The sequence below is a fragment of the Bradyrhizobium sp. MI1.7 genome (assembly GCF_055811795.1).
This window is the reverse complement of sequence record NZ_JBVVPO010000025.1, coordinates 13,164-32,613: the sequence shown is the minus strand read 5'-3', so window position 1 is coordinate 32,613 and position 19,450 is coordinate 13,164. Positions and strand designations below refer to the sequence as shown.

Genomic DNA, 19,450 nt, shown 5'->3' with positions numbered 1-19,450 from the left:
GTGCTGAACTTCTGTCACCCTCCCCTGGAGGGGGAGGGTCGGCTCATATTGAGCGCAGCGAAATATGAGACGGGGAGGGGTGATCTCTCAACACGGGCAGTGTTCCTTGCGGAGAGACCATCACCCCACCCCGCTACGCATTCAGCTTCGCTGCATGCGTAGCGACCCTCCCCCTCCAGGGGAGGGTAAGCAAGACTACCGCTTGTTCGGATCGAACCGCTTCTCCAGGCCCGTCCAGCAATCCGCGTAGTTGTCCTGCAACGTCGACGACGTCGCGGCGTGCGCTGTCACGCGCTGCGGGTAGCGGGTCTCGAACATGAAGGCCATGGTGCCGGTCAGCTTGACCGGTTTCAGCTCGCCGTTGCTGGCGTGCTCGAAGGCCTCGCGGTCGGGACCGTGCGGCAGCATGCAATTGTGCAGGCTGATGCCGCCCGGAACAAAACCCTGCGGCTTGGCGTCGTAGACGCCGTAGATCAGGCCCATGAACTCGCTCATGATGTTCATGTGATACCAGGGCGGGCGGAAGGTGTTGTCGGCGACCATCCAGCGTTCGGGGAAGATCACGAAGTCGATGTTCGCGGTGCCCGCGGTCTCCGACGGCGAGGTCAGCACCGTGAAGATCGAGGGATCGGGATGATCGAAGCCGATCGCACCGACCGGCGAGAAGGTGCGCAGATCGTATTTGTAGGGCGCGTAATTGCCGTGCCAGGCGACGACGTCGATCGGCGAATGTGGCAACGTGGTCTTGAACAGCGATCCGCCCCATTTCACGTAGAGCTCGGTCGGCGTGTCCTTGTCCTCGTAATGCGCGACCGGGGTGAGGAAGTCGCGCGCGTTGGCGAGGCAATTGGCGCCGATCGGCCCGCGCTCCGGCAGCGTAAAGGCGCCGCCGTAATTTTCGCAGAGATAACCGCGCGCGGGACCGTTCGGAATCTCGACGCGGAATTTGACGCCGCGCGGGATCACCACGATCTCGCCGGGCTCGGCGTCGATACGGCCAAACTCGGTGACGACGCGCAGATTGCCCTGCTGGAGCACGAACATGAGCTCGCCGTCGGCATCGTAGAAGTGCTGGTCCACCATCGATTTGGTGATGAGGTAGACATGCGCCGCCATGCCGGCCTGCGTGTTGACGTCGCCGGCGGTCGTCATGGTCTGCACGCCCTGAAGGAAGGTCATGTCCTCCTTCGGGATCGGTGCCGGGTCCCAGCGCAGCTGCGCGATCGGCAGATCGTTTTCGTGGCAGGGCGCCGAGCGCCACAGGCCGGCATCGGCCTTCTCGAACCGGCCGGAATGCTTCACCGAGGGGCGGATGCGATAGAGCCAGGAGCGCTCATTGGTGCCGCGCGGCGCGGTGAATGGCGAGCCGGAAAGCTGCTCGGCGTAGAGCCCGTAGGCACAGCGTTGCGGCGAGTTGCGCCCGATCGGCAGCGCGCCCGGCAGCGCCTCGGTCTCGAAGCTGTTGCCGAAGCCGGACATGTAGCCCGGCGTGACCTGCGCCGAACTGCGGATGATCTGATCAGGCGAGGTGTTGACGTTCATGACTATCCTCCTCCTTGCAGGGCGGCCCACATTTCCTGGTCGCGCTTGTCGGTCCAGATCACGGGGTCGTCGATCCCCGACGCCTCGTCATAGGCGCGCGACACGTTGAACGGCAGGCAGTGCTCGTAGATGGCGAAGCTGTGGAACTTCGGGTCCATCACTTCGCGCGTCGCCGCCATCGATTCCTTCAGCGTGCGCCCTTTGGCGACGGAGACCTCGGCCGCGCCATAGAGCGAGGTGACGAAGTCGCGCGTCATCGCGATCGCTTCGCGCACCGTGGCCGTGCCCTTCAGCGCATCGCCGCGGCCCGGCGCGATCGCCTTGGGATTGAAGTTGCGGATCTCGTTCAGCGTCAGCGGCCATTCGCGCAAATGCGCGTCACCGCAATAGCAGGCCGAGTGATATTCGATGAGGTCGCCGGAGAACATCACTTCGGCATCCGGCACCCACGCGACGATGTCGCCGGAGGTGTGGCCGGCCCCTAACTGCATCAGCCGCACCTCGCGCTTGCCCAGATAGATCGACATCTCGCCTTCGAAGGTCAGCGTCGGCCAGGTCAGGCCGGGAATGCTCGCGGCATCCTGGAACAGCCGCGGGAAGCGGCCATATTCGGAATCCCAATCCTGCTGGCCGCGCTCCTCGATCAGACGATAGGTTTCCTGCGAGGCCACGATGCCCTGCGCCTTGTAGGCGGAGGCGCCCAGCACGCGCACGGCGTGGTAGTGCGACAGCACGACATATTTGATCGGCTTGTCGGTGACGGTGCGGACGCGCTCGATCACCTTGTTGGCCATCGCCGGCGTCGACTGCGCGTCGAACACCAGGCAGCCGTCGTCACCGACGATGATCGCGGTGTTCGGATCGCCCTCCGCGGTGAAGGCATAGAGATCGGTGCCGATCTCGGAGAAGGTGATCTTCTTTTCGGAGAGATCGCCGGTGGATGCGAAGTTCTTCGCCATCAATTCGTCCTCAGGTCTTTGGGTTATTGTTGTTGCTGTTGTTGCTGCTGGCCGTCGGTCATGCGCCGCTTCGCGAGCACGATCGCTTCCCGCAACACGTCGATGTCGCCGATATGGTTGGCGAGGATCAGGACCAGTGCCGCGTCGAAATCGGCGCTCTGCTCGTCGGTGAAGCCGCGGTGCGCCTCGACGATGGCGCGAAAGGCATCGTCGGGCCGCGCGAAGTTGGAGCTGGTTGAAAGCGGCATGCGAATCCTCAATTCAAGCCTTGGGCCCGCGACAACGCGGCCGCGATCGCCGCACGCGTCGGATGGCGGAAGCGGGCCGCAACGTAGCCGTCGGGCCTGAGCAGATAGGCTGTATCAGGCGCGGCGTCATAGCGCTTTGCGACAAGGCCCGAGGGATCGGCAAGCCCGCCCTCGCCACCGATGCGGATATCCTTGACGCCATCGGGCGCCGCGCCATTGCTGAACGACAGCAAGGTGAAGTCAGTTCCACCCCGGCGAAATGCGTCCGTCAGATAGGCCTGCTCGCCAACGGGCGCGTCGAGCATGGAAGCGCCGGGCAACGGTCCGCCGCGCCACGCCTCCGCATCGGGCGATGACAGCGGCGAGTCGTAGCTGCACGGCACCGAGAGCCGCCCGCCATTGACCATGCGCTTGCCGAACTCGGTCTCCTTGGCCAGCGACAGCACCGCCTTGCGCAGCCGCGCTTCCTGATGCGAGTTCGGCGCCATGAAATCGGTCGAGCGGGTCGATTCGCGGATGTTCTCGTCGGCCGCGAGACTCCGCTCGACATGGTAGCTCTCGAGCAGGCCCGCGGGCGAGGTGCCACGCAGCACGCGGTCGAGCTTCCAGGACAGATTCTCCGCGTCCTCTAGCCCGGAATTGGCACCGCGCGCACCGAAGGGCGAGACCTGATGCGCGGAATCGCCCGCAAAAATCACCCGGCCGTGGAGGAAGCGATCCATCCTCCGGCACTGGAATTTGTAGAGCGAGATCCACTCGAACTCGAACTTGTCGTGACCGAGCATGCGCGCGATCCGCGGCCGCACGTTCTCCGGCTTCTTCTCGACGACGGGATCGGCATAGCGATTGAGCTGGAGGTCGATGCGCCAGACATCGTCGGGCTGCCGGTGCAGCAGCGCAGAGCGCCCGGCATGAAACGGCGGATCGAACCAGAACCAGCGCTCGGTCGGGAACTCCGCGGTCATCTTGACGTCGGCGATCAAAAACTGATCCTCGAACACCTGTCCCGCGAACTCGGCGCCGACCATCTGCCGCAGCGACGAGCGCGCGCCGTCGCAGGCGACGACATATTGCGCGTGCAGGCGATAGGCGCCCTCCGGGGTCTCGATCGTCAGCGCGACGGAATCGTTGCGCTGTTCAAGCGCCGTCACCTTGTTGCGCCAGCGCAGATCGATCTCAGAGAGATCGCTGATGCGATCGACCAGATAGGCCTCGGCGTAATATTGCTGGAGATTGATGAAGGCCGGCCGCTTGTGACCGTCCTCGGGCAACAGGTTGAACTGGTAAAGCTGCGACTCGCCATGGAAGATGCGGCCGACGCTCCACACCACGCCCTTCTCGACCATGCGGTCGCCGACGCCGAGCCGGTCCCAATATTCCAGCGAGCGTTTCGAGAAGCAGATCGCGCGCGAGCCTTCGCCGATCCGGTCGGCATCATCCAGAAGGACGACGCGCTGGCCGCGCTGGGCAAGGTCGATCGCGAGCGACAGCCCCACCGGCCCCGCGCCGACGACCACCACGGGATGCTCGGCCGCACTCTGGCCGGGACGGTCCTGGTCGGGGTGGCGGCGATAGCCGAACTGGGCTTTGGCCTGCTGCGTATTGGCCTGCGCCATTCGCTAACCTCGGCTCTGGTCAAGAGAGGACTGATCTGCTAGATAGTCTCACGTGCAACTATTTTGGACCGGAGCCGGCCGGCCGTCAACTGGAATTCGGAGCGCAAGCCTTGGCGAGGACATCCAGCGATGCGGCGCTGAAGGCACGTGAGGCCGACGAGGCTTCATTGCGGCCGAATGCGCGGCTCGATTTGTTCAAATTCGTGCCGTTCCGCCTCAACCGGCTTGCAGCGGAAGTGAGTTCCGCGCTTGCGGTCGAATATCAGGAGCGTCACGGCCTCGACATTCCGGCCTGGCGCGTGATCGCCACGCTCGGCTTCCGTAACGATGCCTGTAGCGCGCAGTACATCTCGCAATGCACCCGCACGCACAAATCCACCATCAGCCGCGCCGTGACCGCGCTGCTGCACCAGGGGCTGATCGAGCGGGTCGAGAACGAAGCCGACCGCCGCGAATTCCGCCTGCAACTGACGAAGAAGGGTCGCGCGCTGTACGAAGAGCTGTTCCCGCAATTGCTGCGGCGGGAAGACGAGATCCTCGCCTGCCTCTCCGCGCAGGAGCGCAAGCAGCTCTCGGCCCTGCTCGGCAAGATCGAACAGAGCCTCGACCTGATCCAGACCAGCGAAGAGGCGGACGCGAAAGAGGCGTATTAGGGCGCGTACTCATAGAGGTGCAGACGTCGGCTTTTGGGAGGCCGATTGAGAAAGCTTGGCAGGTCCGTGACGGCACTGGCTTTTATAACGGCGCTACTTGCGGCGTTTGCCGCAACTCGCGCATACGCCGCTGACATAGGTTATCTGGCTTCCCCCGGAGTCGCTGCAAACGAGTTCCCCTCACCACAGCGCCCTGTTGCACGGATCGTCAGCCCGCGCCGCGCCGCCGAAGAGCGCCGAGACGCCCTCAATGAGGCCGGTCAAATCGCGCGTGCTCTTGAACTGAAACCAGGTATGACAGTGGGCGACATTGGAGCAGGCAGCGGCTACCACACGGTCAGGCTCTCGCACCTCGTCGGCCCCGCCGGCTCTGTCGTTGCCCAGGACGTCACGCGGGATTACCTCATCGAGCTCGCCAGGCGAACAGAACGTCTGAAGTTGACGAATGTGCAATTCGCCCTCGGCGAACCACACGACCCGCGTCTTCCCGCTTCCTCGCTGGATGCTGCAATCCTCGTGCACATGTATCACGAGATAGCCCAACCCTATGCCTTCCTCTACAATCTCGCGGCCGCTCTAAAGCAGGATGCGCGGGTCGGAATTGTCGATCTTGAGCTTCCGACGTCGAAGCATGGCACGCCAATTGAGCTCTTGCGCTGCGAATTGACCGCCGTCGGCTATCGCGAGGTCGCCACATATAAGCTCGCAGGGGACGGAGGATACCTGGCGGTATTCTCTCCGCCGGAGGCAGCGGCTCGAAAATCTCCCCGCGATATCGTTGCTTGTGCGGATCCTGCCGGCACTCGCTGACGCCACGCCCCGGATTCCGTCATTTCGCAAACGACCGCGACGGCGGCAAATGCAGCGCCCAGGCATCGACCTTGTCGCTGGCACGCGGATAGATCTCCGTCACGATCGGATCATGGCCGGGAATGAACCTGTCAGGATGTCCGGCGAGGCGTTCGATCGTCTCCCAGCCCTGCGCCATGTCACCGATATTGTAGACGATGGGGAACGGGCTCTTGCGCTGCAGATTGGCGTAGTAATGCGCGGCATCGGACGCCAGCACCACCGGCCCGCGCGCGGTCTCGACCTTGACCACCTGCAAGCCGTCGGAATGGCCGCCGACACGGTGCACGGTGACGCCGGGCGCGATCTCGCCGTCGCCGGAATAGAAATTGACGCGCTCGCCATAGACATGGCGCACCATCTGCGTGACGTGCTCGACCGAGAACGGATGTCGCAGCAGTCCGTTGCACATGCAGCGTCCCGTCGCGTAAGCCATCTCGCGCTCCTGGAGATGGAAGCGCGCGTTCGAGAAGCGATCGAGATTGCCGGCGTGGTCGTAATGCAGATGCGTCACGATAATGTCGCGAACGCTCGACGCCGCGACGCCAAAGCGCTCCAGCGCATCGACCGGATTGAGCGTCAGCTTGCGCGCCCGCGCGCTCGCCTCCTCGGCGTTGAAACCGGTGTCCACCAGGATCTCGCGGCCCTGCCCTCGGATCAGCCAGACGAAATAGTCGAGATCCTGCGCCGCGCTGTCATGCGGGTCGGGCTGAAGGAAGTTCATGTTGGGGGTGCGTGGCGACATCGTCGCATAACGCAGGGCGTAGATTTCGTAGGCGTTTCCCATGGTTTTCTTTTCTGAGTTGGACCTTCGGGGACGATCGAGCGCACCAAGCCATTGTCCGCAGCAAAGGTCAAACACCGGAGGGCTGCGACAGCGTCCAGCCTGCTATGTGAGACCCCTCACATCTTCTTTGTCGCGGCCGCTCCAGCATCCTGCCGCAGAGTCGAACCAGATGGCGCCGAGCACAACCGTGACAGTCCGTTTATTCCCCTCCCGGCGCGCCCATGCATCGCGGTCAATTGTCGCGATAATGCCGAATCTCCAAGCGGTTGACGCCCCCCTTCCGCGGTTTGATAATGCACATTGCGTAAGTTAAGGTCGCCGCGGCGCAAGCTGGTAACGGCGCCTTTTTGGCTGGACCGCGCTGATTATGAAAATTCGCTTCCTTTTTCTTCTGCCCTTGCTCGTTTCGCTCGTCCCGGTTGCGCCATCCCTGGCCGCCGGCGACCGTTATGCGTTGGTCATTGGCAACGCCAAATATCCAGACGCGGACGCCCCGCTGAAGGAACCGCTCAACGACGCGCGCGACGTCGCCGACGAGCTCAAGCGCGACGGCTTTTCCGTTGAAATCGGCGAGAACCTGACCGGCGACGGCATGCGCCGCGCGTTCGACAAGCTCTATGGCAAGATCAAGCCGGGCTCGGTGGCGCTGATCTTCTTCAGCGGTTTCGGCATCCAGTCGGCGCGCCAGAGCTACATGCTGCCGATCGACGCGCAGATCTGGACCGAATCCGACGTCCGCCGCGACGGTTTCAGCCTGGAGACCGTGCTCGGCGAGCTCAATACCCGTGGCGCGGGCGTCAAGATCGCGCTGGTCGACGCCTCCAGGCGCAATCCCTTCGAGCGCCGGTTCCGCAGCTTCTCGGCCGGCCTGACGCCGGTCATCGCGCCGAACGGCACGCTGGTGATGTACTCGGCGGCACTGGCCTCGGTGGTCTCGGACGCGGGCGGCGATCACAGCCTGTTCGTCCAGGAGCTCCTGAAGGAGATCCGCGTCCCCGACCTGATGGCCGAGGAGACGCTGAACCGCACCAAGATGGGCGTCACCCGCGCCTCGCGCGGCGAACAGGTGCCGTGGATCTCCTCTTCCCTCGCCGAGGATTTTTCGTTCATTCCAGGCGCCGGCGGATCGCGCCCGTCGATGACGGCACCGCCGCCATCGCCGCCGCCGGTCGTCGCCAACAATCCGCCGCCGGCTCCGCCCGCACCGCCTCCGCCGCCGAAGCCGGCGGACACGGCAGCGGCACCTGCTCCAGCACCTGCTCCTGCACCGGCGCCGGCGCCCTCACCGAAACCGCAGGTCGAGGCCGCCTTGCCGCCGGCGCCACCGCCGGTGAAACCAGCCGAGACCACCCCCGCACCGAGCATGGATAGCGGGCCGAGCGCGGCCGCGCTGGCGGAGGATCCGACCATCAAGGGCCTGACGGCCAAGATCGCCGCCAATCCTGATGACGTGAATGCGCTGTACCGGCGCGGTCAGGTCTATGCCAGCAAGGGCGCCTACAATTTGGCCATCAAGGATTTCGACGAGACGCTTCGGATCAACGCGAAGGACGTCGAGGCGCTGAACAACCGCTGCTGGACCCGCACCGTGGTCGGCGACCTCCAGGGCGCGCTGAAGGATTGCAACGAGGCGCTGCGGCTGCGGCCGAATTTCGTCGATGCGCTGGACAGCCGGGGGCTCGTCAATCTGAAATCGGGAGCGGTCAAGAACGCCATCGCCGATTTCGACGCAGCCCTGAAGATCAACCCGCGCCTGACCTCCTCGCTCTTTGGCCGCGGGATTGCCAAGCAGCGCAACGGCTCGGCGCAGGAAGGCGCGCTCGACATCGCCAATGCCAAGGCGATGGACCCGAACATTGTTCAGGAGTTCGCAAGCTACGGAGTACGCTAGTATTTTTTTGAGTTGAGGCGGCAGACGCCTCGAACCCTCGGCGGCTCAGGGAAGACTAACGGACGGATGCCGCAGGCGGCCTTTCCCGGGGGGGCCATTGCAGGAATTTTGGAACCGCGCGGTCAGCTGCGCAGGAGGGACTGGCAATGAGATTGGCTGCAAAGGGATTTAGCGCGATGCTGTCCATCATCACGGTCGGCGTCGCTCTGTCGCTGACGACCCCGCTCGCATTCGCGGGCGACGACGGCTACAGCAAGAACGTCACCGAGGACGAGATCGTCCGCGCACTGGCGCCGCCGCCGAAGAAGCCGTTGACCCGCGGCCTCTCGATCGCCCCGCAGGCCGATCCCGCACCCAGTGCGACGGAAACCAAGCTGATCCAGTCCGTGCGCGGCCGCTCGACGCGCTCACTTTCGTCGACCGAGCGCGAAGAAATCGCCTCAGTGGCCAAGGACAAGCCGAACATCGATCTTGAAATCACGTTCGACTACAACTCGGCCAATATCAGCGCCAAGTCGCTCGCCTCGGTACAGGCGCTCGGTCGCGCGCTGACCAGCCCCGACCTGAAGGGCTCGACCTTCGTGGTGGCCGGCCACACCGACGCCGCCGGCGGCGAGGGCTATAATCAGGACCTGTCGGAGCGCCGCGCGGATTCGATCAAGCGCTACCTCGTCGACAAGTACAGCATCTCCGCGACCGATCTCGTCACCGTCGGCTACGGCAAGAGCAAGCTGAAGGACCCGGCCCAGCCGATGGCGGAGGTCAATCGTCGCGTCCAGGTCGTCAACATGGAAAACAAGACCACCGCATCGAAGTGAGAGCACGACGTAATCCTTTGAAGTGCCAAATCCTTTGAAGTGCCAAGTCGTGATGTGGTGTAAAGTCTTGCTTCAAAAGCGCGTCCCGCAGCCTTGTGGGACGCCGCTTTATTTCAGGGAAACGCTCTCAGCAGGCCTCGTGCGGATGGCCGTGAGCCAGGCCAGGACAATCCGGCGATGAACGCCTCCGAATATCTCAAGCCTGCCGGAACCGTGGTGTTCGTCGTTGCGCTCGGCGTCGGCTATTATCTGTTCGAGCATCGGCATCGCCCCGAGGCGAAGGAAACGCCGAGCGAGGCGCTCGTCATCGTGACGAAGTCGACCAACGCCTGCTTCTCCGACCTCGTGCGGGTGACCGGCTTCTTCGTGCCGCGCCGCGAGGCCGTGGTCGTCGCCGACCAGGAAGGCTCCAGGGTCACCGACCTCTTTGTCACCGAAGGCGCCATGGTCACCGACAATCAGGAGCTGGCGCGCCTGACGGCGCCGCCGCAGATCCCCGGCCAGCCGCAAAGACCCGGCCCGCAAGGCCCGATCTCGCTGAAGGCGCCCGCGCCAGGCCTCGTCACCGAAGTGCGCACCATCGTCGGCGCGCCCGCCTCGCCGCAGGCCGGCCCGATGTTCCGCATCGCCGTCAACAACGAGATCGAGCTCGACGCCCAGGTCCCGGCGGTGCACATGCCCAAGCTCAATCCCGGCGCGACCGTGCGCATCAGCCGCGATGACGCGCCCGACTTGATCGGCCGGGTCCGGCTGGTCGCGCCCGAAATCGACCGCACCACGCAGCTCGGCCGCGTCCGCATCAGCGTCACCAACAATCCATCGCTCAAGGTCGGCGTGTTTGCCCGCGCCTCGATCGACGCCAAGCGAAGCTGCGGCGTCTCGATCCCCAAGACCGCGATCGACCATCTCACCATTCAGGTCGTCAAAAACAATATTGTCGAGACGCGCAAGGTACGGGTCGGGCTGTCGTCCGACAGCGCGACGGAAATCCTGGAAGGCCTCGAGGTCGGCGAAATCGTCGTGGCCGACGCCGGGTCTTCGCTCCATGACGGCGACCAGATCAAGACCATGTTCGCCGATGAACTCGATCGCACGCGGGTACGCTGATGGCTCTCAATATCTCGGCTTGGTCGATCCGCAATCCGCTGCCGTCGGTCGTCTTCTCGATCATCCTCCTGGTCCTCGGCTGGGTGTCCTTCACCAAGCTCGCCGTGACGCGGCTGCCTTCGGCCGACATTCCCGTGATCTCGGTCGTGGTGTCGCAGTTCGGCGCCGCACCCGCAGAACTCGAATCCCAGGTCACCAAGACGGTTGAAGACGCCGTCTCCGGCGTCGAGGGTGTCAGGCACATCACCTCCTCGATCACCGACGGCGTGTCAGTGACCACCATCCAGTTCGCGCTGGAAACCAACACCGACCGCGCGCTCAACGACGTCAAGGACGCGGTGACGCGGGTACGATCGAACCTGCCGCAGAACGTCACCGAGCCGCTGATCCAGCGCGTCGACGTCATCGGCCTGCCGATCGTCACCTATGCCGCGATCTCGCCCGGCAAGACGCCGGAGCAGCTCTCCTATTTCGTTGACGACGTGGTCAAGCGCGCGCTGCAGGGCGTGCGCGGCGTCGCCCAGGTCGAGCGCATCGGCGGTGTCGAGCGCGAGATCCTGGTCTCGCTCGATCCGGACCGGATGCAGGCGATGGGGCTGACCGCGGTCAATGTCAGCCAAAGCCTGCGCGGCACCAATGTCGACGTCGCCGGCGGCCGCGCCGAGATCGGCAAGAACGACCAGGCGATCCGCACGCTTGCGGGCGCGAAGACACTGGGCGATCTCGCCGGCACCATGATCCCGCTGTTCGGCGGCGGTGAGGTCCGGCTCGACGATCTCGGCACCGTCACCGACACCATCGCCGACCGCCGCACCTTCGCCCGCTTCAACGGCGAGCCGGTGGTCGCGCTCGGCATCAAGCGATCCAAGGGCGCCAGCGATGTGAAAGTGGCCGAGGCCGTGCAGAAGCGCATCGACGCGCTGAAGGCCGCCTATCCCGACGTCGACCTGAAGGTGATCGACACCTCGGTCGAATATACCAACGGCAATTACCACGCGGCGATCTCGACCCTGTTCGAAGGCGCCATCCTTGCCGTCATCATCGTGCTCCTGTTCCTGCGGGACTTGCGCGCCACCATCATTGCCGCGATCTCGCTCCCGCTGTCGATCTTCCCGGCGTTCTGGGCGATGGACCTTCTCGGCTTCTCGCTGAACCTCGTCAGCTTCCTCGCCATCACGCTGTCGACAGGTATTCTCGTCGACGACGCCATCGTCGAGATCGAGAACATCGTCCGGCACATGAACATGGGCAAATCGCCCTACCGTGCCGCGCTCGAGGCCGCCGACGAAATCGGCCTCGCGGTGATCGCGATCTCGCTGACGATCATTGCGATCTTCGCGCCAGCGAGCTTCATGTCGGGCATCGCCGGACAGTTCTTCAAGCAGTTCGGCATCACCGTCTCGGTGCAAGTGTTCTTCTCGCTGCTCGCGGCGCGCTTCGTCACGCCGGTGCTGGCCGCCTACTTCCTCAAGCACCATGCGCACGAAGAGCCGCCGCCCGGCCGCGTGCTGCGGGCCTATCACAGGATCGTGGCCTGGTCGGTGAAGCACCATTTCATCACCGTGCTGATCGGCTTCGGGGTGTTCGCCGCCTCAATCTGGAGCATCACGCTGCTGCCGCAGGGCTTCCTGCCGGCGCAGGACAGCGCGCGCTCGCTGCTGGCGCTCGAGCTGCCGCCGGGCACCCAGCTTGCCTACACCGAGAAGGTCACCGAGGACATCGTCGCACGCCTGCGCAAGCGGCCGGAGGTGAAGAGCATCTTCGTCGATGGCGGGCGCGTCCCGCCGGGCACCCAGGAAGTCCGGCGCGCCTCTCTGATCATCAACTACACGCCCAAGGACAGCCGCGACATCACCCAGCGCGAGCTCGAATTCTCGATCAGCCAGGAGCTGGAGAACGTTCCCGACATCCGCTTCTGGTTCCTCGACGAGAACGGCCTGCGCGCCATCTCGCTGGTCGTGACCGGCGTCGACGCCAACATCGTCAACAACGTCGCCAGCGAGCTCGCGACGCAGATGAAGCGGATTCCGACGATCTCCAACGTGATCTCGGAAACCACGCTCGAGCGGCCCGAGCTGCGCATCGAGCCGCGCGCAGATCTCGCCGCGCGCCTCGGCGTCTCCACGGAAAGCCTGTCGCAGACCATCCGCGTCGCCACCATCGGCGATGTCGGGCCCGCGCTCGCCAAGTTCGACGTCGGCGACCGCCTGGTGCCGATCCGCGTTCAGCTCGAGGACGCCGCGCGCGGTAATCTGAGGACGCTCGAACAGCTGCGCGTGCCGCTCGGCGAGCGCGGCGAGAAGGGCGGCGTGCCGCTCTCGGTCATCGCCGACGTCAAGCTCGACCAGGGTCCGACCAGCATCAACCGCTACGATCGTGAGCGGCAGGCAACCGTCGCCGCCGACCTCGTCGGCTCCGCCGCGCTCGGCGACGCGACCAAGAAGATCTACGACCTGCCGGTGATGAAGAGCCGGCCGAAGGGCGTGAAGGTCTCGCCCTCCGGCGACGCCGAAAGCCTGAACGAGCTGTCCGACGGCTTCGCCACTGCAATCACCGCGGGCCTGATGATGGTCTACGCCGTGCTGGTGCTGCTGTTCGGCACCTTCCTGCAGCCGATCACCATCCTGTTCTCGCTGCCGCTCTCGATCGGCGGCGCCATCGCCGCACTGCTCATCACCGGTAAGCAGCTCACCACGCCGGTCTGGATCGGCATCCTGATGCTGATGGGTATCGTCACCAAGAACGCGATCATGCTGGTGGAATTCGCCATCGAGGCGATCCGCGCCGGCAAGCCGCGCGAGGAAGCGATGATCGACGCCGGCATGAAGCGCGCGCGCCCGATCGTGATGACCACGATCGCGATGGCCGCGGGCATGACGCCGAGCGCGCTCGCGGTCGGCGCCGGCGGCGAGTTCCGCTCGCCGATGGCGCTCGCGGTGATCGGCGGCCTGATCTTCTCGACCATCCTGTCGCTGGTGTTCGTGCCCGCGATGTTCATGGTGATGGACGATCTCGGCGCCCTGATCTGGCGATTCGCAAAGCGCCTGATCGTGCACAGCGAGGATGCCGACACCGCCGATCATCACGGCACGGCGCCGGATAAAAAGGGCATGGTACACCCCGCGGCGGAGTAGCCGTGATACGGACGTCGACAGCTCAAGCTGGTTCAGCGAGCGGCGTCAGCGAACCCGACGTCGCAGGAGATCGTCTCCGCTACGAAGCGTTCAAGCGCACCGGTCGCGCCGTCCGAACGACGAAGCGGTTTAGCCGATCCCCTACTCGTTCCGCGCGATGGCCGTCAGCTTGGTCATGTTCCGCAGCAGGATGCGGCCGCGCTGGAGATCGAGGATCGCCTCCTTGCGCCACGCCTGAAGCTGGCGGTTGACGCTCTCGCGGGCCGCGCCGACGAAGATGCCGAGCTGCTCCTGCGAGATGTGGACCTCCGAGCCGAAATCGGCGGCGAGCGCGCAGAGCCGCCGCGCCAGCCGCACCGGCAGCGGTTGCAGCATGGATTCTTCCATGCGCTCGCTCTGCCAGCGGATGCGCTGGCACAGCAGCGCGATGATTTTGATTGCGACCTTCGGCTCGCGTTCGAGGAAGCTGAGAAAATCTTCGCGCCGCAGCACGAACAATTCACTGGCTTCGCCTGCGGTCGCATCCGCAGTCCGGCTCTGGCCGTCCAGCACCGCGACCTCGCCGAACAGGTCGCCCGACCCCATGAAGTTCAGGGTCAGACGGCTGCCGTCGGAGACGCCGGTCTCTATACGGACCTGGCCCCGGCGCACGCCGAACAGCGCGTCCCCCGCATCGCCCTTCTGGAACAGCACCTCGCCATTCCCCAGATGCTGGGTGTGGCAGAGATTCGACAGCCGCTGGAGCTCGTCTGCGCCGAGATCGGCGAACATCGCGTTCATCTTCAGGATGACCGCAAATTCGGCCTGCTTGCTCATTTCAATGTCCTTGTGAATTTCCTTAGCCAGTTTCCCTGGCAAATCGCTTGGAACCATCAAATCAGGATCGCGTAATACCGCGCCGGGGAAGTGTGTCATAAGTCACATAACTTTGCAGCACCCCCTGACTATTTTTACGTGCTTGGAGCCGCTTCCCGTCCGGGGATAAACTCAGGCGCAAAGGACGGATGCATAGGACGGTCATCTGCGGGATTCGCCGCCGATTGTCCGTCGTTGGAAAGTCGACATGAGAGCAGTGAAATTCGCCGGCGCGGCGATAGCCGCCGTCATCATCGTGATCGGGCTTCTCCTCGTGATCGGGATTCCCTCGGGATTCCTGACCACGACGATTGCCTCGCGGGTCGAGAGCGCGACCGGTTATCGCCTGTCCATCGACGGCACCACGAAGATCAGCCTGTGGCCGACGCTGAACGTCACGCTCAACGATCTCACGCTTCAGGACCCGAAGGACCGCAGCGGCATCACGCGCCTGACGGTCGACAGCGTGCAGGCCGACATGTCGCTCTCGAGCGTATGGTCGGGCAGCCCGAAGATCAGCGAACTCGTCGTCACCCATCCCGTGCTCCACCAGCCGCTGCTGCGTGAGCGACTGCCGAATGCCGGCACCGCGTCGAAGCCGCTGGCGCTCGACACCGGTGGTGCGACCATCGACCGCGTCAAGATCATCGACGGTGAAGTCGCGTTCGCGCGCGTGCGCGACCGTGTCGAGGGCCGCATCAGCGCCATCAACGCCGACGCCGTCGTTGGCCGCGACCGCAAGGTCGACATCGCCGGCACCGCGCGGGTTGGCGATCACCCGACCAAGTTCGACATCAAGGCGTCGACGCCGGCGCCGCCGGCCGACCGGCCGACCATTCCGGTGGATTTCGCCATCGACATGCCCGATGTGCTGAAATCCCAGCTCACCGGTCATGCCGAGATGCGGCTGAGCGGCGATGTCGTGATGATCAACGGCGTGAACGGCAGGCTCGGCGACGGCGCCTTCAACGGCTGGGCCTCGGTCGATATTGCGAGCAAGCCCCTGGTCAAGGTCGATCTCGACTTCCAGCGGCTCGCGATTCCGGTGGCGAAATCGCCGGAGGGCACGTCGGGACAGCCCTGGAGCAATGCACCGATCGACGTGTCCGGGCTCAATTATGTCGACGCACAGATCAGAATCTCCGCGAACGAGGCCGTGATCGGCGATACGCGCCTCGCGCCGCTGGCGCTCGATGCGAAGCTCGCCGGCGGCGTGCTGAAGGCCGGCACCGCCAATCTCGGCGCCTATGACGGCCAGGTCTCGGGCGAGGTGATCCTGGATGCCACAAGCGGTGCGCCGAGCTTTGCCATGCATTCCGATCTCGTCGGCGTGCGCGCATTGCCGCTGCTCCAGGGCCTTGCCGAGTTCGACCGGATCGACGGCAAGCTGCAGGCCAAGCTCGCGCTGCGCAGCGCCGGCACCAGCCAGCGCGCGCTGATGGCGAACATGCAGGGCACGGCCTTCGTCAATTTCCAGGACGGCGCCATCCGCGGCATCAATATCGCGCAGATGGTCCGCTCGCTGACATCGGGCACGCTGTCCGGCTGGCAGGACAGTGAGGCCCAGAGCACGGATCTGTCGCAGCTCTCGGCGTCCTTCCGCATCGACAAGGGTCAGGCGGTGACGACCGATCTCAATCTGATCGGACCGCTGGTGCGCGTGACCGGCGCCGGCACCATCGCGCTCGACACCAAGATGATGGGTTTTCGCGTCGAGCCGAAGCTCGTGATGACGACCGAAGGCCAAGGCCGCACGTCGGAGCCGGTCGGCTTCGGCATTCCCGTGATGATCCAGGGCAGCTGGTCGCAGCCGCGGATCTACCCAGACATGGCCGGCATGCTGGACAATCCGGATGCCGCCTATGCCAAGCTGCGCGAGATGGGCAAGGGCCTGTTCGGCCCTGACGGCGCCGGGCTCGGCAATATCCTGGGCAGCCTCGGCTTGGGCGGCACCGCCGCGCCGGGCGGCGGCAACGCCAATCCGCAAACCCAGCAGCCGGGACAGAACAACCCGCTCGGCGGTCCGCTGGGCGAGGCGATCGGCAATTTGATCCAGCAGGGGCTCTCCAGCGGCGCGGGGACCAGCACCGGCACCGGCCGCAGCCGCGGCCTGCCGGCAACGCCGTCCACCCCCACTCCGCAGGCCTCTCCAGCGCCCCCGACCCAGGACGACCCGGCGGTGGTGCAGCAGGACAGCCAGCCGATGAACGACGTGCTGCGACAGCTCTTTAATCGATGATTGGCCGACCAACGCACTGGACTCCACGCCAATCCCTACATCGGCCTCCCCGTCCGCCGCTTCATCCGAAGGGATGAGGCCGCGACAATTCACGACCCTTTCGGCCTAGCCCGGCGTCGACAGCGGGTAACCACGCTGGCCGGTCGACTGGTCGCAGGACCGTCTCCTGGCCCGAATTGTGGTAGAAGGGCGCCTGGACCGGTACGGCCCGTAGCGCCGGCGTCGATGACGGCGCGAGAGGATCTGGATGGCGGGAGCGAAAGACAAGACACGGTTTCTGCGCGAGGGCCTGTTCGCCAAATACGTCGTCTCCCTCGTCGGCCTCGTCGTGTTTGTCCTCGCCGTCAACGGCGCGATGGAGACCTGGATCTCCTATCGCGCCACCAAGACCCAGCTGACCGACGGGCTCGACGACAAGGCGCAAGGAGCCGCCCGGCGGATCGAGCAGTCGATCTCCGAGCTCGAGCGCCAGATCAGTTGGGTGACGCGGGCAAGCCAGGACACGCTCGAGAAGCGCCGCGCCGACTACGCATCGCTCCTGCACCAGGTCTCGGTCGTCAATCAGCTGTTCCAGCTCAACGGCGAGGGACGCGAGGTGCTGCGCGTCTCGCGCCAGTCGACCACGACCGGCGGCAACGCCGACCTCTCCCGCGACATGCGCTTCACCGACACGGTTGCCCGCGGCGTCAGCTACGCGCCGGCCTGGTTCTCCGACCGGACGCCGATGATGTCGATCTCGGTGGCGCATTCCGGCTTCAATGCCGGTGTCACCGTGGCCGAAATCGACCTCAGCTTCCTCTCCGACTTCCTGTCCGACGCCCAGGTCGGCAAGGCCGCGTTCGCCTATGTGGTCGATCCGCGCGGCCGCGTGCTGGCGACGTCGTCGAAAGGGCCCGATGTCGGCAAGGACCTGTCGAAGCTGCCGCAGGTGGCGGCGGCGATTGCGCCCGGCCGCGAGCCCGACACCTCGGGCACCGACTTCAACGGCCATGCGGTGATGAGCGCCGCCAGCACCGTGCCGAAGCTCGGCTGGAACGTGATGTTCGAGCAGCCGACGACGCAGGCGCTGATGCCGATCCGCGACCAGCTCGTGCGCATCGCGCTGTTGATCGGCATGGGCCTGATGGTCGCGATCCTCGCCGGCACGCTGCTCGCCCGCCGCATGATCATCCCGATCACGGCGCTGCGCGACGGCGCGCACAAGCTCGGCGAAGGCGATTTCAGCCACCGCATCGACGTCCACACCTCCGACGAGCTCGAAGACCTCGCCGGCCAGTTCAACCGCATGGCCGGCCAGCTCCAGGAAACCTATTCGGACCTGGAGACCAAGGTCGAGGAGCGCACCCGCGATCTCGCGCAGTCGATCAACGAGCTCAAGGCGCTGGAAGAGGTCGGCCGCGCGGTCGCCTCCTCGCTCGATCTCAACGCCGTGCTGCCGACCATCGCGGCGCGCGCGATCGAGATCACCCATGCCGATGCGGTGCTGATCTACGGCTTCGATGCCGAGACGCGCCGCTTCAACCTGATCGAATCCAACGGCATCGACAAATCGGCCGACGGCGCGCATGTCACGATCCAGCAGGGCGCGAACATCCTGAGCGATGCCGCCGAGAGCGGCGAGCCGATCGCGATTGCCGATCTCGACCGGGCCTCCGAGCAGCCGCTGCGCGACGTCGCGGTCGATGCCGGCTTCCACTCGGTGCTGGTGGTGCCGCTGGTGGACCAGCAGGGCACGCTCGGCTCGCTGGTGGTGCTGCGCCGGGCCGGCGGCGAGTTCGCCGGAAGCCTCACCGGCCTGATGCGCACCTTCGCGAACCAGGCCGTGCTGGCGATGCGCAACGCGCGGCTGTTTACCGAGGTCGATCACAAGGGCCGCGAGCTCGCCGCGGCACATAACACCGTGCAGCAGCAGGCGGCAAAGCTCCAGGAGCAGACCGAGCAGCTTCGCAACTGGAACCGCTCCCTGGAAGAGCGCGTCGAGAAGCAGCTCGGCGAGATCAGCCGCATCAAGCGGCTCGAACGATTTCTCGCGCCGCAGGTCGCCCAGCTCATCGCTTCGTCGGATGGTCATGACTCGTTGCTCGACAGCCATCGCCGCGAGGTCACCGTGCTGTTCTGCGATTTGCGCGGCTTCACCGCCTTCACCGAGGCGACCGAGCCGGAAGAGGCGATGAACGTGCTGCGCGAATATCACGCGGCGCTCGGCAAGCTGATCTTCAAATACGAGGGCACGCTCGACAAATATGCCGGCGACGGCGTGATGATCCTGTTCAACGCGCCGATCCAGTTCGAGGACCACACGCGGCGCGCGGTCCAGATGGCAGTGGAGATGCGCGACACGATCGGCCCGCTGACCGAGAAGTGGCGCAACCGCGGGCACACGCTCGGCTTCGGCATCGGCATCGCGCTCGGCTATGCCACGCTCGGCCAGGTCGGCTTCGAGCAGCGGCTGGAATACGCCGCGATCGGCAGCGTCACCAACCTCGCCTCGCGTCTCTGCGACGAAGCCAAGGCCAACCAGATCGTGGTCAGCCGCCGCGTCTACGGCATCGTCGAGCCCTGGGTCGAAGCCCGCGCGCTCGACGACCTCGTGCTCAAGGGGTTCAATCACCCGGTGCTGGCGATGGAGATTTTGTCCTGGCGCGAGCAGGTGGAGAACGTGGTGGATGCGTCCGCAGCGCGGCGGAGAGGGTAGCCAACAACAAAAAAGTCGAAAACAACCCCATGCACAGTAGACGGGGTCCGCAAGATC

The 19,450-nt window shown here is 65.1% G+C and carries 14 protein-coding genes; 8 read left to right on the top strand and 6 right to left on the bottom strand.

Annotated elements, in window-relative coordinates:
• Positions 1-195: 195 nt before the first annotated feature.
• Genes hmgA through AC0L3X_RS22590 form a run of 4 tightly spaced genes read right to left on the bottom strand, consistent with a single transcriptional unit; the run spans position 196 to position 4,365 of the window.
• On the bottom strand, positions 196-1,542 hold the full coding sequence (hmgA, locus tag AC0L3X_RS22605; RefSeq protein WP_354131684.1) for a homogentisate 1,2-dioxygenase: 1,347 nt from the start codon (positions 1,540-1,542) through the stop codon (positions 196-198).
• Positions 1,543-1,544: 2 nt separating this feature from the next.
• Entirely contained in the window at positions 1,545-2,501 is a 957-nt protein-coding gene (locus AC0L3X_RS22600; RefSeq protein ID WP_085403648.1) for an MBL fold metallo-hydrolase, read from the bottom strand.
• Between the two features lie 23 nt (positions 2,502-2,524).
• On the bottom strand, positions 2,525-2,749 hold the full coding sequence (locus tag AC0L3X_RS22595) for a DUF2783 domain-containing protein (protein WP_014490505.1): 225 nt from the start codon (positions 2,747-2,749) through the stop codon (positions 2,525-2,527).
• A gap of 8 nt (positions 2,750-2,757) precedes the next feature.
• The gene (locus tag AC0L3X_RS22590) at positions 2,758-4,365 is read right to left on the bottom strand and encodes an FAD-dependent oxidoreductase (RefSeq protein ID WP_354131685.1); all 1,608 of its coding nucleotides are present in this window, start codon (positions 4,363-4,365) and stop codon (positions 2,758-2,760) included.
• Positions 4,366-4,475: 110 nt separating this feature from the next.
• Between AC0L3X_RS22590 and AC0L3X_RS22585 the strand changes: the two genes are divergently transcribed.
• Positions 4,476-5,018, top strand: coding sequence for a MarR family winged helix-turn-helix transcriptional regulator (locus AC0L3X_RS22585; RefSeq protein ID WP_354131686.1), 543 nt, complete (start codon positions 4,476-4,478; stop codon positions 5,016-5,018).
• A 45-nt stretch (positions 5,019-5,063) separates the two neighbouring features.
• Complete coding sequence (locus AC0L3X_RS22580) at positions 5,064-5,828, top strand: class I SAM-dependent methyltransferase (RefSeq protein ID WP_354131687.1); 765 nt, start codon at positions 5,064-5,066, stop codon at positions 5,826-5,828.
• A gap of 19 nt (positions 5,829-5,847) precedes the next feature.
• Here the strand turns inward: AC0L3X_RS22580 and AC0L3X_RS22575 are convergent, their stop codons facing one another.
• Positions 5,848-6,654 (bottom strand): N-acyl homoserine lactonase family protein, encoded by an 807-nt coding sequence (locus AC0L3X_RS22575; protein ID WP_063980498.1) that lies wholly within the window; start codon positions 6,652-6,654, stop codon positions 5,848-5,850.
• Positions 6,655-7,021: 367 nt separating this feature from the next.
• Here AC0L3X_RS22575 and AC0L3X_RS22570 point away from each other — a divergent pair, with 367 nt between their 5' ends.
• From AC0L3X_RS22570 to AC0L3X_RS22555, 4 genes are all read left to right on the top strand, one after another.
• Positions 7,022-8,545 carry a caspase family protein gene (locus AC0L3X_RS22570; protein WP_354113739.1) on the top strand — a complete coding sequence of 508 codons (1,524 nt, stop codon included), beginning with the start codon at positions 7,022-7,024 and terminating at the stop codon, positions 8,543-8,545.
• A gap of 146 nt (positions 8,546-8,691) precedes the next feature.
• Positions 8,692-9,363: an OmpA family protein gene (locus AC0L3X_RS22565; protein ID WP_473316763.1), complete on the top strand. Its 672-nt coding sequence runs from the start codon at positions 8,692-8,694 to the stop codon at positions 9,361-9,363.
• 177 nt (positions 9,364-9,540) lie between these two features.
• A complete protein-coding gene (locus AC0L3X_RS22560) occupies positions 9,541-10,470 on the top strand; it encodes an efflux RND transporter periplasmic adaptor subunit (RefSeq protein WP_071908567.1) in 930 nt (309 codons plus the stop codon).
• Complete coding sequence (locus AC0L3X_RS22555; RefSeq protein WP_063980494.1) at positions 10,470-13,604, top strand: efflux RND transporter permease subunit; 3,135 nt, start codon at positions 10,470-10,472, stop codon at positions 13,602-13,604. The genes AC0L3X_RS22560 and AC0L3X_RS22555 overlap by 1 nt, the downstream gene beginning before the upstream one ends.
• Positions 13,605-13,745: 141 nt before the next feature.
• Here AC0L3X_RS22555 and AC0L3X_RS22550 read toward each other — a convergent pair whose 3' ends face one another.
• Positions 13,746-14,420, bottom strand: a complete 675-nt coding sequence (locus AC0L3X_RS22550) for a Crp/Fnr family transcriptional regulator (protein WP_063980493.1) — start codon at positions 14,418-14,420, stop codon at positions 13,746-13,748.
• A gap of 247 nt (positions 14,421-14,667) precedes the next feature.
• Between AC0L3X_RS22550 and AC0L3X_RS22545 the strand changes: the two genes are divergently transcribed.
• Positions 14,668-16,698, top strand: coding sequence for an AsmA family protein (locus AC0L3X_RS22545; RefSeq protein ID WP_354131688.1), 2,031 nt, complete (start codon positions 14,668-14,670; stop codon positions 16,696-16,698).
• A gap of 247 nt (positions 16,699-16,945) precedes the next feature.
• Complete coding sequence (locus tag AC0L3X_RS22540; RefSeq protein WP_354131689.1) at positions 16,946-19,393, top strand: adenylate/guanylate cyclase domain-containing protein; 2,448 nt, start codon at positions 16,946-16,948, stop codon at positions 19,391-19,393.
• Positions 19,394-19,450: the final 57 nt, after the last annotated feature.